Annotated in this window: 11 protein-coding genes; 10 read left to right on the forward strand and 1 reads right to left on the reverse strand. The window is 63.5% G+C overall.

Translation table 11 applies throughout. The features are described from left to right. Positions 1–19: 19 nt before the first annotated feature. The 9 genes from AC3WRR_RS04225 (at position 20) to pntB (ending at position 11,313) form a co-directional block, all read left to right on the forward strand. Positions 20–1,669: an AMP-binding protein gene (locus tag AC3WRR_RS04225; RefSeq protein ID WP_058697514.1), complete on the forward strand. Its 1,650-nt coding sequence runs from the start codon at positions 20–22 to the stop codon at positions 1,667–1,669. Between the two features lie 27 nt (positions 1,670–1,696). Continuing rightward, entirely contained in the window at positions 1,697–2,464 is a 768-nt protein-coding gene (locus AC3WRR_RS04230) for a glucose 1-dehydrogenase (protein WP_058697515.1), read from the forward strand. 18 nt (positions 2,465–2,482) lie between these two features. After that, positions 2,483–3,283, forward strand: coding sequence for a 2-ketocyclohexanecarboxyl-CoA hydrolase (gene badI, locus AC3WRR_RS04235; protein WP_058697516.1), 801 nt, complete (start codon positions 2,483–2,485; stop codon positions 3,281–3,283). Beyond that, the gene (locus AC3WRR_RS04240; RefSeq protein ID WP_058697517.1) at positions 3,280–4,053 is read left to right on the forward strand and encodes an enoyl-CoA hydratase/isomerase family protein; all 774 of its coding nucleotides are present in this window, start codon (positions 3,280–3,282) and stop codon (positions 4,051–4,053) included. The genes badI and AC3WRR_RS04240 overlap by 4 nt, the downstream gene beginning before the upstream one ends. Positions 4,054–4,133: 80 nt before the next feature. Continuing rightward, positions 4,134–5,009, forward strand: a complete 876-nt coding sequence (locus AC3WRR_RS04245; protein ID WP_058697518.1) for a DMT family transporter — start codon at positions 4,134–4,136, stop codon at positions 5,007–5,009. A 29-nt stretch (positions 5,010–5,038) separates the two neighbouring features. Next, positions 5,039–5,833 (forward strand): enoyl-CoA hydratase-related protein, encoded by a 795-nt coding sequence (locus AC3WRR_RS04250; RefSeq protein ID WP_058697519.1) that lies wholly within the window; start codon positions 5,039–5,041, stop codon positions 5,831–5,833. Positions 5,834–5,980: 147 nt separating this feature from the next. Further along, entirely contained in the window at positions 5,981–7,774 is a 1,794-nt protein-coding gene (locus AC3WRR_RS04255; protein WP_058697520.1) for an acyl-CoA dehydrogenase, read from the forward strand. Between the two features lie 434 nt (positions 7,775–8,208). Beyond that, on the forward strand, positions 8,209–9,831 hold the full coding sequence (locus tag AC3WRR_RS04260; protein ID WP_058697521.1) for a Re/Si-specific NAD(P)(+) transhydrogenase subunit alpha: 1,623 nt from the start codon (positions 8,209–8,211) through the stop codon (positions 9,829–9,831). 24 nt (positions 9,832–9,855) lie between these two features. Beyond that, positions 9,856–11,313, forward strand: a complete 1,458-nt coding sequence (gene pntB / locus AC3WRR_RS04265) for a Re/Si-specific NAD(P)(+) transhydrogenase subunit beta (RefSeq protein WP_058697522.1) — start codon at positions 9,856–9,858, stop codon at positions 11,311–11,313. A gap of 118 nt (positions 11,314–11,431) precedes the next feature. Here pntB and AC3WRR_RS04270 read toward each other — a convergent pair whose 3' ends face one another. Next, positions 11,432–12,331: a helix-turn-helix domain-containing protein gene (locus AC3WRR_RS04270; RefSeq protein ID WP_058697523.1), complete on the reverse strand. Its 900-nt coding sequence runs from the start codon at positions 12,329–12,331 to the stop codon at positions 11,432–11,434. Positions 12,332–13,018: 687 nt separating this feature from the next. Between AC3WRR_RS04270 and AC3WRR_RS04275 the strand changes: the two genes are divergently transcribed. After that, entirely contained in the window at positions 13,019–14,257 is a 1,239-nt protein-coding gene (locus AC3WRR_RS04275) for an aminotransferase-like domain-containing protein (RefSeq protein ID WP_058697524.1), read from the forward strand. Positions 14,258–14,330: the final 73 nt, after the last annotated feature.

A 14,330-nucleotide genomic window follows, 5' to 3' on the forward strand; every position in this document is an offset into this window, starting at 1 on the left:
GTCCCACCCGGAGAAAAGCATGACGAACAAGTTCAAGCAAGACCTCGATAAGAATCCCGGCAACTACCGGCCGCTGACCCCGCTGGGGTTTCTCGACCGTGCGGCGGATGTCTATCCAGACCGCATCGCCGTCATCCACGGCGAGCGGCGCTATACCTGGGCCGCGTATGCCGAGCGCTGCCGCAGCCTGGCGCGTGCCCTGATCGGTGCGGGCATTGAGCGCGGCGACACGGTCGCCATCCTCGCGGCCAATATCCCGGAGATGCTGGAGGCGCAATTTGGCGTGCCGATGGCGGGCGCGGTCGTCAACTCCATCAATATCCGCCTGGATGCGGCAGCGATCGCCTTCATCCTGCAGCACTCGGAGACCCGTTTGCTGTTGGTGGATCAGCAGTTTGCAGATGTGGCGCGTGCGGCGGTGAAGCTTTCCGGCATGCAGATGGATGTCGTGGACATCCGTGGCAGCGACGTCCCCGATGCCGAGCCGGTCGGCGTGATCGACTACGAGAGCTTCTTGGCTAATGCGCCGGCTGATGCGCAGCTGCGGTACCCCGAGGACGAGTGGGATGCCGTCGCGTTGAACTACACCTCGGGAACCACGGGCAATCCGAAGGGGGTGGTCTACCACCACCGCGCGGCCTATCTCAATGCCCTGGGCACCGCCATCTATGCGCGGCTGAACATCGGAACGCCGGTCTATCTGTGGACCTTGCCCTTGTTCCATTGCAACGGCTGGTGCTATGCCTGGGCCATGGCAGCCGTGGGCGGCACGAACGTGTGCTTGCGCAAGGTTGTCGCCGAAGACATCTACGAAGCCATCGGCCGACATGGCGTGACGCATTTCTGTGGTGCGCCGGCGGTGCTGAGTTCGCTGGTGGCTGGCAAGCCGCAGAACTGGAGCAATCCAAGCTCACCCATTCTGGTTGCTTGCGCCGGTGCCTCGCCGCCGGTGTCAGTGATCGCGCAAACCGAGGCGCTGGGTTTCGAGGTGCTGCATGTATATGGCATGACCGAACAGCACGGCGTCAACACGGTGTGCGTGACCCAGGATTCCTGGGCCGCCATGGCGCCGGAGGAGAGGTCGCGCCACATGGGCCGCCAGGGCGTGCGCACGGCCGTGGCGGGAGACATGATCGTGGCCAATCCCCATACCCTCCAGCCGGTGTCGCGGGACGGCAAGACGATTGGCGAGGTGTTGTTCCGCGGGAACCTGGGCATGAAGGGCTACCTCAAGAATCCCGAGGCCACACGCGAGGCCTTCCAGGGCGGCTGGATGCACAGCGGTGACCTGGCCGTGGTGCACGAGGACGGCTACATCGAGATCAAGGACCGCTCCAAGGACATCATCATCTCCGGTGGCGAGAACGTCTCGTCCATCGAGGTCGAAGAAGTGCTGTTCACGCATCCGGCGGTGTTCCAGGTCGCAGTGGTCGCTGTGCCTGATGCGAAGTGGGGTGAAGTGCCCTGTGCTGTGCTGGAACTGCATCCGCAGTACGTAGGCACGCTGACGCAGGAGGAGGTCATCCAGTTCTGCCGCTCCAGGCTTCCGGGCTTCAAGACACCCAAGCACGTGATCTTCGAGCCGATCGTGCGCACCGCGACCGGCAAGCTCCAGAAATTCAAGCTGCGCGACCATGTCGCTCAGGTCATCGCCAACCGCAACTACTGACTCGTTTTACTACAGGAGAGCATTCCTATGCGTGGACTCAAAGACAAAGTCGCCATCATCACTGGCGCAGCCGGCGGCATCGGGCGCAGCCTGGTGCAACGCTTCCTGGAAGAGGGCGCGCGCGTTGCCGCCCTGGATCTGAACCAGGCCGGCCTCGATGAACTCAAGGGCCAGTTCCAGCAGTACGCGGGTCAACTGGCCACGGTTCAGCTGGACATCACGGATCACGATGCGGTTGCCAAGGCCGTGCAGAGGATCCATGCCGACCTCAAGCAGATCGACATCCTGGTCAACAACGCTGGCTGGGACGTGGCCATGCAGTTCGTCGAGACCACTCCCGATCTGTGGGACAAGCTGATCGCGATCAACCTCAAGGGGCCGCTGAGCCTGCAGCACGCCGTGGTTCCTCTCATGGTGGAGGCTGGTGGCGGCAAGATCGTCAACATCGCCTCCGATGCGGGCCGCGTCGGCTCGTCGGGAGAATCGGTCTACGCTGCTTGCAAGGGCGGCATCATCGCCTTCAGCAAGACGCTGGCACGCGAGACCGCGCGCAACAACGTGCGCGTCAACGTGGTGTGTCCCGGTCCGACCGACACCGCGCTGCTGCAGTCCTTCACGGGTGGCGGTGAGTTCGGCCAGAAGATCTACGACGGCCTGAAGCGTGCCATCCCCCTCAAACGCCTCGGCCAGCCCGAGGACATTCCCGGCGCCGTGGCGTTCCTCTCGAGTGACGATGCCAACTTCATCACCGGCCAGGTCATGTCGGTGTCCGGTGGCCTGACCATGCACGGCTAACCCCATCAGGAGACGAACATGAGCGACTACACCGACATTCTCTACGAAGAAAAGGGCGGCGTTGCCCGCATCACGATCAACCGCCCCGAGAAGTACAACGCCTTCCGTGGCAAGACCTGCGATGAGCTGATCGACGCGCTGCACCGCGCCGGCTGGAACAAGGCTGTTGGCGTCATCGTGCTGACCGGCGTGGGCGACAAGGCGTTCTGCACCGGCGGCGACCAGTCCGCGCATGACGGTGGTTACGACGGCCGTGGTCTGGTCGGCCTGCCGGTCGAGGAGCTGCAGGGCTTGATCCGCGAGGTGCCAAAGCCCGTGATCGCCCGCGTCAACGGCTATGCGATCGGCGGCGGCAACGTGCTGGTGACCTGCTGTGATCTGGCGATTGCTTCCGAGACGGCGCAGTTCGGCCAGGTCGGCCCCAAGGTCGGCTCGGTGGATCCCGGCTTCGGCACGGCGTTCCTGGCCCGCGTGGTCGGTGAGAAGAAGGCCCGTGAGATCTGGTACCTGTGCCGTCGCTACAAGGCGCAGGATGCGCTGGCCATGGGCCTGGTCAATGCCGTGGTGCCCGCCGACCAGCTCGATGCCGAAGTGCAGAAGTGGTGCGATGAAATCCTGGCGCTGAGCCCCACGGCTATCGCCATCGCCAAGCGCTCCTTCAATGCCGACTCGGATTCGATCCGCGGTATCGGCGGCCTGGGCATGCAGGCGCTGGCGCTGTACTACGGCACCGAGGAGTCGCACGAGGGCGTCAAGGCCTTCATGGAAAAGCGCAAGCCCCGCTTCCGTCCCCAGCCTGACGAAGGCAGCCAGGCATGAGTGCCGAACTGACCTACCGTGAGGATGTCGCGGTACTGACGCTGAACCGTCCGAAGGCATTGAATGCCTTGAACGCCGAAATGGTGGGCGAGATCGCGGAGCGCCTTGACGAGGTTGCTGTGTCGAAGGCTCGGGCGCTGCTCATCGTTGGCGCAGGCGGTGGCAAGGCCTTTTGCGCCGGCGCCGACGTGGGCGAACTGCAGGGCAAGAATGCCGACCAGCAGCGCAAAACCGCACGGCGTGGTCAGTTGGTGTTTGCCAAGCTGGACAGGCTGCGCATCCCCTCGGTCGCCGTTATTACCGGGGTGGCGTTCGGGGGCGGGCTCGAACTGGCGATGGCCTGCACCTTTCGCATCGCGACGCCCACGTCGCGCCTCGGGCTCCCCGAAATCAAGCTGGGCCTGATTCCCGGCTACGGAGGCACGCAGCGTCTGCCCCGCTTGGTTGGCGTTGGGCGAGCCGTCGAGCTGATTGCCAGCGGCCGTGCGATCGATGCCCAGGAAGCTGAACGCATCGGTCTCATCCATCGCATCGTCGAAGCCGAAGACCCGGTCGATGCGGGAGCCGCTTACCTGAAAAGCCTCGGAGAGCCGTTTCCGGCATCGCTGGGCCATGCACTCGAGGCCATCCGGCATTCGCAGTCCATGCGCCTGGAGGATGGGCTGCAGGAGGAGGCAGAGTGCTTCTCGGCGGCGACCCAGACCTGGGATGCCGATGAAGGCGTCACCGCCTTCCTGGGCAAGCGCAAGCCTCAGTTCGCCGGACATTGAGCGCGTCGCCTTCAGACCAGGAGTCCCTTATTTCCAGCGACCTTCATCTCCCGGAGCCGGTGCATGCGGCGGCGAGTCCGATGCTGGTGCGCTCGATGCCCTTTGTGTTTGTGGTCATCTGGGCCACGGGCTTTGTGGTTGCCCGATACGGCATGCCGCATGCACCGCCGATGAAATTCCTGGCGGCGCGCTATGCCTTGTCGGTCGGCTGCTTTGGCGTCTGGGCGCTTGCCGCGCGGGCGACCTGGCCGCAGGGCGCGCGGGGTTGGCTGCACCTGAGCGTCACCGGGATGCTGATGCACGCCATCTACCTTGGCGGCGTCTGGAGCGCGGTGAAGCTGGGGATGGGCGCGGGTCTGACTGCACTGCTCGTCGGGTTGCAGCCGGTTCTGACAGCGATCTGGCTCTCCCGCCGAGGCGGCCGAGTGACAGGGGCGCAATGGGTTGGCCTTTTTCTCGGACTGCTGGGCTTGCTGCTGGTGGTGTGGGCGAAGCTGGGCTTCGGAGAGGTCGGCCCTGCCAGCTTGGGTGGTGCGCTGCTGGCCCTGCTGGGCATCACGGCGGGAACGCTTTACCAAAAGCGGTTCGTGACGCCCTGCGATGTCCGCACTGCCAGCTTCATCCAACTGCTGGCGGCGTTTGCGGTCACCACGCCCCTGGCGTTGCTGGAAACGGAGCCGATGCAGTGGGTCGATGCCGCAGGAGGACTGAATTCCGAATTGGCAGGGGCCATGGCCTGGTCGGTGCTGGGGCTGACGTTGGGGGGCAGTTCTCTGCTGTACCTGCTGATCCAGCGTGGCGCCGCAACCTCCGTCACCAGTCTTTTCTACCTCGTGCCTCCGACCACAGCGGTGATGGCGTGGATGCTTTTTGGTGAGCCGATCACGGGCCTGACGGTCGCCGGTACGGTGGCCACTGCAATCGGCGTGGGAATCGTCGTGCGTAAGCAGAACTAAGTTCGATCACTTCCCGAAGGAGAAGGACCATGACATTCAAGAACATTCTGTTCACGGTCGAAAGCGGTGTGGCTCGCATCGTCCTGAACCGGCCGGAAAAACTCAACAGCCTCGACGCGGCGACCATGGTTGAGATCCATGAGGCCATGTCCCGCATTGAAGCCGATCGCCAGTTGCGGGTTCTGGTGCTCGGCGGGGCGGGGCGCGCCTTCTGCGCGGGACAGGATCTCGCCGATCCCGCCATGCAGGCCGTCGATGGCAAGTTGCCGGACATCGGCAATCTCGTGGAGCGGTATTTCAAGCCGCTGGTGATGCGCTTGCAGAACCTGCATGTCCCCACGGTCGCGGCGGTTCAAGGGTTGGCTGCCGGAGGCGGTGCCTCCATTGCCCTGGCCTGCGATCTGGTGGTCGCAGCGCAATCCGCGTATTTCCTGCAGGCCTTCTCCAGGATCGGGCTGACGCCGGATACCGGGAGTACGTGGTTCCTCACGCGATCCGTTGGCACTGTGCGTGCGCTCGGTCTGGCAATGCTCGCCGAGAAGCTGCCGGCCACCAAGGCGGCCGAATGGGGACTCATCTGGCAGGTGGTCGACGACTCGGAATTCGCAAGCGCCATCGACGCTCTGGCAGCACGGATCGCCCGGATGCCGACGAAGGCGCTGGTACGCACTCGGCAACTGATGCATGCGGCCACCGGCCATACCTTGGAGCAGCAACTGTTCATGGAGGCCAGCTTCATTCGCGAAATGGGATGGAGTGCCGACTATCGCGAAGGCTTGCAGGCATTTACAGAAAAGCGGGCTCCGAACTTCACCGGCGAGTGACCGGCATGTTGTCGCAGCCAGTCCCTGCCAATGTCTCAGGCGCTGGCTCTGCCGGAACCAGGCACCCAACCCAGTTGGGGAGACGAACAAGAAATTTTTCCACCTGTTTGCATTGATGGACGCAAACGCTTCGCCATAGGAGGCCCTATGAGTCACTACACACCACCCATGCAGGACATGCAGTTCGTGCTGAATGAACTGGCGGACCTGCACGAAATTGCGGCGCTGCCCGGCTATGGCGAGGCCACTCCAGATGTCGCTCGAGCCGTGCTGGAAGAGGCTGGGGTTTTTGCCTCCGAGGTCATCGCGCCTCTGAATCATTCGGGCGACGTCGAAGGTGTTCGCCTGGAAGACGGCCTCCCGCGCATGCCTGCCGGATGGGCGCAGGCCTATGCGCGCTTTGTCGAAGCTGGCTGGCCGGCACTGGCCGCCCCCGAAGAACTGGGCGGACAGAACCTTCCCGGTGTGCTGGCCGCTGCGGTCGAAGAAATGTGGAACAGCGGGAGCGTGGCGTTCGGCCTGCTGAGCCTGCTGTCACGGGGGGCGGTGAACGTATTGCGGCACGCGGGCTCGCCCGAACTGCAGCAGCGGTACTTGCCGCGCATGATCAGCGGCGAATGGACCGGCACGATGGTGCTAACCGAGCCCCAGGCAGGCTCCGACCTGTCCGCTGTGCGTACCCGCGCTACCCGCGCAGCCGATGGCGCTTATCGGCTGCACGGCACCAAGATCTTCATCACCTATGGGGACCATGATCTCGTCCCTAACGTGGTGCATCTGGTGCTTGCCAGGGTCGAAGGCGCCCCGGCCGGAACCAAGGGGATCTCGCTGTTCGCGGTGCCCAAGGTCCTGGTCAACGACGATGGTTCGCTGGGCGAGCACAACGACGTCCGGGCGGTGTCGATCGAGCGCAAGCTTGGCCTGCACGCCACGCCCACTTGCGTCATGGCCTTTGGCGATGGGGCGGGAGCGGTGGCCCATCTGGTCGGCGAGGAGAACCGCGGGCTGGAATACATGTTCATCATGATGAACTCGGCGCGTTTCGCCGTGGGTCTGGAGGGCATCGGCTTGGCCGAACGCGCGTACCAGAAAGCCAGGGATTATGCACGGGAGCGGGTTCAAGGTGTGGAGCAGGGCGGCGAGACTGGCGCCAAGGTTCCGATCATCCGCCACCCTGATGTGCGCCGCATGCTGTTGAGCATGAAATCCCGGATCGAGGCCATGCGCGCGCTGGCGGCGGTGATGGCGGGAAGCATGGACCAGGCGGCGCTCAATCCGGATGCGGAAGTCCGGGATGCCCACCAGGCTTTCGTCGAACTGATGATGCCTATCGCCAAGGGATGGTTCACGGAAACCGGGCTGGATGTTGCCTCCATGGGCATCCAGGTTCACGGCGGCGTGGGCTTTATTGAGGAAACCGGGGCGGCCCAGTATCTGCGCGACGCTCGCATCACGACGATCTATGAAGGTACCACGGGCATCCAGGCGATGGATCTGGTTGGACGCAAGATCGGTCGCGATGGCGGACACGCGATCGGCGCGGTGATCGTGCGCATGCGGCAGGTGCAGGCCGACCTGGCATCCCACGCGCATGCCGAACTGCGCGCTATCGGGGCTCAGCTGAACAAGGGCATCGGCGATCTCGAGGCGGCAGTCGAATCGCTCGTGAAGTCGTGGGCAGGCGGCCCCAAGCCTGCTCTGGCGGGATCTGGGCCGTTCCTGGAGCTCTTGGGTATCGTGGCGGGTGGGTGGCAGATGGGTCGCGCCGCATTGGCTGCGAACCGGCTCCTTGAATCGGATCCAGGTTCGGAATTTTTGAGCAGCAAGATACTGAGTTGCCGCTTCTACGTTGACCACGTTCTTTCCAAGTCGGCGGGGCTGCGTCATACCATCGTTTCTGGCGCTGGCGCCACGCTGGCGTTCCCTGAAGCGGCGTTTTGAAGAGGCGACGACTTGCAATGCCATTGCGCGAACACAGTTAGTGTTTTGTGCTGTAAATGCGCGAGCGTTGTGATCGCGTGGTCGAGTGGCCTGACTCTACGGGAAGCCTTGGCAAGGCTTCCGGCGAGGAAGGTCGTATGCGAAAACCACGCTGCCTATTTTTCACGCTGCTGTAGGTGTTAGTTCCGAATACTCGTCCGTGCACCGTGGCGATTTGGGTCGGCGGATCTTCATGAAAGAGAAGGTATTACGGGGTAGTGTCTTCAAACGTTCCTTCGAGGGCTGGTGCGGCGCCATATCTCAGTCGGCTCCTGGCTTCTTTGGGGCCGCTTGCCGTTGCAAGCGGTCACTCGGCGAGGTTTCGCTCGGATCCCCAGCCCAACGGGCATAGGGCCATACCAGAAGGATTACCAAATATCAGGAGAGGATCTTTCATGCAGACAGACCCAAGCTTGGCAGCGCAGCGCAGTGACACCCAGCGCATCGGCGTCCCCCGCGAAACTTTCCCCGGCGAAAAACGTGTAGCCACCGTGCCCGACGTGGTGGAAAAACTCATCAAGCTGGGCTTTTCGGTCGCCATCGAATCGGGCGCGGGCGAGGCCGCCAACTTCAGCGACGAAGCCTATCGCGCCGCCGGGGCCGAAGTGCTGCCGGATGCCGCGGCGCTGTGGGCCGCCTCGGACATTGTCTTCAAGGTGCGCCCGCCCTGCCCCGAGGAAGTGGGCCTGATGCGCCAAGGCGGCACACTGATCGACTTCATCTGGCCGGCGCAGAACCCCGAGCTGATGCAGCAGCTCGCCGCCAGGAAGGCCACGGTCCTCGCCATCGACTGCCTGCCGCGCACACTTTCGCGCGCCCAGAAGATGGATGCGCTGACCTCTACGGCTGGCGTCTCCGGTTACCGCGCCGTCATCGAGGCGGCCCATGCCTTCGGCCGCTACTTCAATGGCCAGATCACGGCGGCGGGCAAAGTACCGCCTGCCAAGGTGTTCATCGCCGGTGCCGGCGTGGCGGGCCTCGCCGCCATCGGCACGGCGGCCAATCTGGGCGCCATCGTGCGGGCCAACGACACGCGTGCCGAGGTGGCCGACCAGGTCAAGTCGCTGGGCGGCGAGTTCGTCAAGGTGGACTACGAGGAAGACGGCTCCGGCGGCGGCGGCTACGCCAAGGTCATGAGCGAAGGCTTCCAGGCCGCGCAGCGCCAGATGTACGCCCAGCAGGCCCAGGACGCGGACATCATCATCACCACCGCGCTGATCCCCGGCAAGCCCGCACCCAAGCTCATCACCGCCGAGATGGTGCAGAGCATGAACCCCGGCAGCGTGATCGTGGATATGGCCGCCGAGCAGGGCGGCAACTGCGAACTCACGGTGCCCGGCGAGGCCGTGGTGCGCCATGGCGTGACCATCATCGGCTACACGGACCTCGCGTCGCGCTTGGCCAAGCAATCGTCCACGCTGTACGCCACCAACCTGCTGCGCCTGACCGAGGAACTGTGCAAGGCCAAGGACGGCGTGGCCGTGGTCAACATGGAGGACGACGCGATCCGCGGCCTGACCCTCATCAAGGATGGCGCTATCACCTGGCCGGCCCCGCCGCTCAAGGCTGCGCCCGTGCCGGCGCCCAAGGCGGCGGCGGTCCCCGTCGCCGAGAAGAAGAACGGCCACGGCCATGGCGCCGGCGCGCCCATGTCCGCCAAGGCGCTGACCCTCATCTTCTGCGTGGCGGCCGTGCTGTTCTGGTGTATCGGCGCCTATGCGCCCGCGGCCTTCCTGAGCCACTTCACGGTGTTCGCGCTGGCCTGCTTCATCGGCTACATGGTGGTGTGGAACGTCACGCCCGCGCTGCACACGCCGTTGATGAGCGTGACCAACGCCATCTCCAGCATCATCGCCATCGGCGCGCTGGTGCAGATCGCGCCGCCCGACGGCGTGGGCGGCGGGCGGCCGGACGAGCTGATCCGCTGGCTGGCCTTTGCTGCGCTGGTGCTCACGGCCGTCAACATGTTCGGCGGCTTTGCCGTCACGCGCCGCATGCTGGCCATGTTTCGCAAATAACCAGAACGACGAGGAGAACGGAACATGTCCCACAGCTTGTCGACGGTGGCCTACCTGGGCGCCGCCATACTTTTCATCCTGAGCCTGGGCGGGCTCTCGAACCCCGAAACCTCGCGCCGCGGCAACCTGCTGGGCATGGTCGGCATGGCGCTGGCCGTGCTGGCCACGGTGTTCGGCCCGCGTGTGAGCTCGGGCGGCATTGCCTGGATCGTCATCGCGCTGGTCATCGGCGGCGGCATCGGCTTCTACGCCGCGAAGATCGTAAAGATGACCCAGATGCCCGAACTGGTCGCGCTCATGCACAGCCTGGTGGGCCTGGCGGCCTGCCTGGTGGGTTTTGCCAGCTATGTCGATACCTCGGTGCAGTTCAGCGGCGCCGAGAAGGCCATCCATGAGGTGGAGATCTACGTCGGCATCCTGATCGGCGCCGTCACCTTCTCGGGCTCGCTGATCGCCTTCGGCAAGCTCAACGGCAAGATCGGCGGCAAGCCACTGCTGCTGCCCGCGCGCCACTGGCTCAACCTCGTTGCGCTGCTGGTGGTGATCTGGTTCGGCAAGCAGTTCCTGGGCACCCACGAAAGCGGCGCCGGCATGACGGCCCTGGTCGTGATGACCGTGATCGCGTTGCTATTCGGTGTGCACATGGTGATGGCCATCGGCGGCGCTGACATGCCGGTGGTGGTGTCCATGCTCAACAGCTACTCGGGCTGGGCCGCGGCCGCCACCGGTTTCATGCTGAACAACGACCTGCTGATCGTCACAGGCGCGCTGGTGGGCTCGTCGGGCGCGAGCCTGAGCTACATCATGTGCAACGCGATGAACCGCAACTTCATCAGCGTGATCGCCGGCGGCTTCGGCTCCGGCGCGGGCAAGTCGGCCAAGAAGGGCGAAGCCGCCTCGCCACAAGGCGAGGTCACGCCCATTAGCGCCGCCGAAACCGCCGAGATGCTGCGCGAGGCAAAGAGCGTGGTCATCGTGCCGGGCTACGGCATGGCCGTCGCGCAGGCCCAGCACACGGTCAACGAGATCACCAAGGCGCTGCGCGAGAAGGGCGTGGATGTGCGCTTCGCCATCCACCCGGTGGCCGGCCGCATGCCGGGCCACATGAACGTGCTGCTGGCCGAGGCCAAGGTGCCCTACGACATCGTGATGGAGATGGACGAGATCAACGAGGACTTCCCGGACACCGACGTGGCGATGGTCATCGGCGCCAACGACATCGTGAACCCGGCGGCGCAGGACGATCCGACCAGCCCGATCGCGGGCATGCCGGTGCTGGAGGTCTGGAAGGCCAAGCACTCGATCGTCATGAAACGCTCCATGGCTTCGGGATACGCCGGCGTGGATAACCCGCTGTTCTACAAGGAGAACAACCGAATGCTGTTCGGCGACGCCAAGAAGATGCTGGACGAAGGGCTGGCCGCGCTCAAAGGAGGCCGAATGCAGAAGTCGGCTCCTTGGATTGATCCATCGGCTGGATAGGCTCGTATTTGATCCGAATGGAGACCTCGTCCTTGAGCTGTTCGATGACGGCGCGTTGGGGCGGGTGAATTCCCGCGGACGCCATAGACTTCCTCCCGCCCGGGCGCCAACTCGGAATTCAATCCCCCAGGCCCCTGAGTCTCACCTCCTGGACGCGTCGCCACGCACCGGGGGTCATGCCTGCTTCCCCTTTGAAGGCTCTCGTGAAATGGCTCTGCGAAGCGTAGCCACAGGCCAGGGCGATTTGCGCGAGCTCCAACTTGCCGTCGTGAAGAAGAGACTTTGCCCGATCGACACGCCGCTTTGCGACATAAGCGTGGGGGGGCAATCCCACGCTTGCACGGAACATCTTTGCAAAGTGAAAGGTGCTGAGCTTGGCTCGGCAAGCCAACTCTTCGAGCTTGAGGGCAGAGCTCAGATTCGCTTCGATGTACTCGATAATGTTTCTCTGGACAGCGGGAGCCAAGCGGCCTTTTATGACCTCTGTTGTTGCTCGGTTGGTGTGGTGGCGCAGCAGGCGATGAAGAAGCAAATGGCAGGCTGATTCGAGCGCCATTCGATCGGCGAGATCGGACCAGTCGAGGGGAAGGACGGCTCCTCTCACGATCATTGCGAGCGCCGGGTCATCAACGAACGTGAGATCCTGCAGATCGATCCGGCGCGGGGTGATGTCGAATGCTGCATGGGCCTGGTAGGCGAGAACAGCCGGATCGATGTAGAGATGGAACATTCGAATCGGTCCCCCGACGTGCCACCGGCTTGCATGTCCCGCAGGCATCAAACAAAACTTGTCGGGACCTCCTCCAAGCAGTTGCCTGTCCGCACGGACGATCTTGTCTCCACCGTCAAGATACACGCTCAGCGTATGGTGATCCGGCTGGTCGTAGTTCGCCCAACCTTCAGCGTCCCGCCACTCCCATTCCGCAAAGGCAAGGCCGCACGCGGCCGTTCCCTTGCGCCAAAGACGAGCGCTGGTCTGAGAAAGGACCTCGCTCACATGGATCGCGGAAGTCTCCATTTTTTTCACCCCTAGTTTACTCGGGCATCGCACGGTTGAGCCCATCCATCGGGAGTCTGTAAAGGCATTTTGATACATCGGTGCGTTGGCTGCTCTGTCATTTACGGACTCAAGGGCGGTTTGTTGGGACGCAGGGAGGCTCACGGTCAGCCAGTCACATGCAAAAGATGTGCCGCTTCGGCCTTGCCGTTGTCGTGCATTGGCGCCCGATCTTGGCGTTGAGAAACAGTATCGTACGGGATCCCTGTCGGGCAGTCATTTCGTCGGTCGGGACTCTCAGATCTGATCTGACAGGCAACGTCGCCCGGCCCATGGTGATGCCGTATCGCAAAACAATCGGGCAGGCCATTTTGTGTGCCCTGTCAAGGCTGACATCAAGTGGCCTGAGCGATTTGGATGGGTTGTCCGGCGCCCGAAATATTCCCAAGGTGGTGCAACGGCTCCGCAAATCAGAGCAATACGGATGGTGTTAGCCAGCGGTACTGTTGTCGGTACTGTCACCCATGTGTATTCGACGCGGACAGTTCCGCTTGGATCATGCGTTTTCGAAGACAGAGAGACCCCGCTTGAAGAGGTGGCAGGATGGTTGTTGGCACCGGCCGCCCCCCGACGGTTGGGGTGAGTGTGAGTTCGTATTCGCCACGGACCCTGTCGAAGCGTCCATGGCGCCCGAGAAAGGCTTCCAGGATGACTAAACTGGCGCACCAATCCCTCGTGGTCGCTGTCAAGGGACCCCGCTACGCCGCGTGGCTGGCGACAAGGAACGACCTGACGGCTCGCTTTGTCGCCGCCGGGCGTATTCCGGGTTTGATCAATCTTGCCGGGGGATTGCCCGAGCCGACAGTTTTTCCGACTGAGGAGTTGGCCACTTACGCTCGGGAGGTGATCTTGAAGCATCCGCAGGATTGCCTCGGGTATGCTCCCACCGATGGTCTTCCGGAGCTGCGCGATGCGATTGCCACGCGCTACAGCTCGCCTGTGCTGCGGTTGCGGCGTGAAAACGTCCTGCTTACCGCCAGCGGCACCCAGAGTCTGGATCTCATTGGGAAGGTGCTGATCGAGCAGGGGGACGTCATTGCTGCCCAGTTCCCCAGCTATGTCGGCGCTATGGACGCCTGGAGGCCACGGGCACCTCGGTATCGCAATCTTGTGCTGGAAGACGACGCGTTCGACCCCCTGTCCTCCTTCGAGGGTGCGCAGTTCGTCTACTCGGTGCCGAACTTCTCCAACCCTACAGGCAGGTTGGTTGGCGTCTCGGTCCGCAATGCGATGGTCGATGCCGCCCACCGGACGGGAGTGTGGCTAGTCGAGGACGATCCCTACTGCGCCCTCCAATACGAGGGAGTGCCTTTGCCTCGGATGATCGAACTCTCGGCTGAGCGCTTGGGGAAGGGAGGGTACGAAGGTCCCATCATCCATCTGGGCAGCGTCTCGAAGGAGTTGGCGCCGGGGCTTCGTGTTGGCTGGATCATCGCAGCCCCCCAGATGATCCAGATGCTGTCCGCGGCAAAGCAAGGTGCGGATCTCTGCTCGAGCGGCCTCAATCAGCGGATTGCCCTGGCCGCCATTGACAGCGGTCTGATGGAGCGGCTGAGCCCTCGGATGGTCGAATTGTATCGGGAGCGGCGCGACGCACTCTGCGCTGCCATGGCGGAACACCTTGCCGAATGGTTTGTGTGGGAGGTGCCTGTTGGTGGAATGTTCGTGTGGGCCACCGCGCGGGATCCTTCGATGGACACTGATCGCCTTGTGTCCGTCGGCACCGAAGTCGGTGTCCTTGCAGGGCCGGGTAGCGCATTTGATCCTTGGGTGAAAAGCCGCAACGCGCTTCGACTGAACTTCACCGCCAATTCTCCTGAGCGGCTCGCCGAAGGGGTGCGCCGTCTGGCCCAGGCAGTTCGAAAACTGAAGTCTGCGGGCGTGTGACCTCAAGCCCGGACAGTGTCCGCAACAAGAGCCACTAGGAGAACATCAATGGCTCAAGTAGTCAGCATCCACA

The organism is Cupriavidus sp. FW305-3-2-15-C-LB2 (assembly GCF_058787575.1).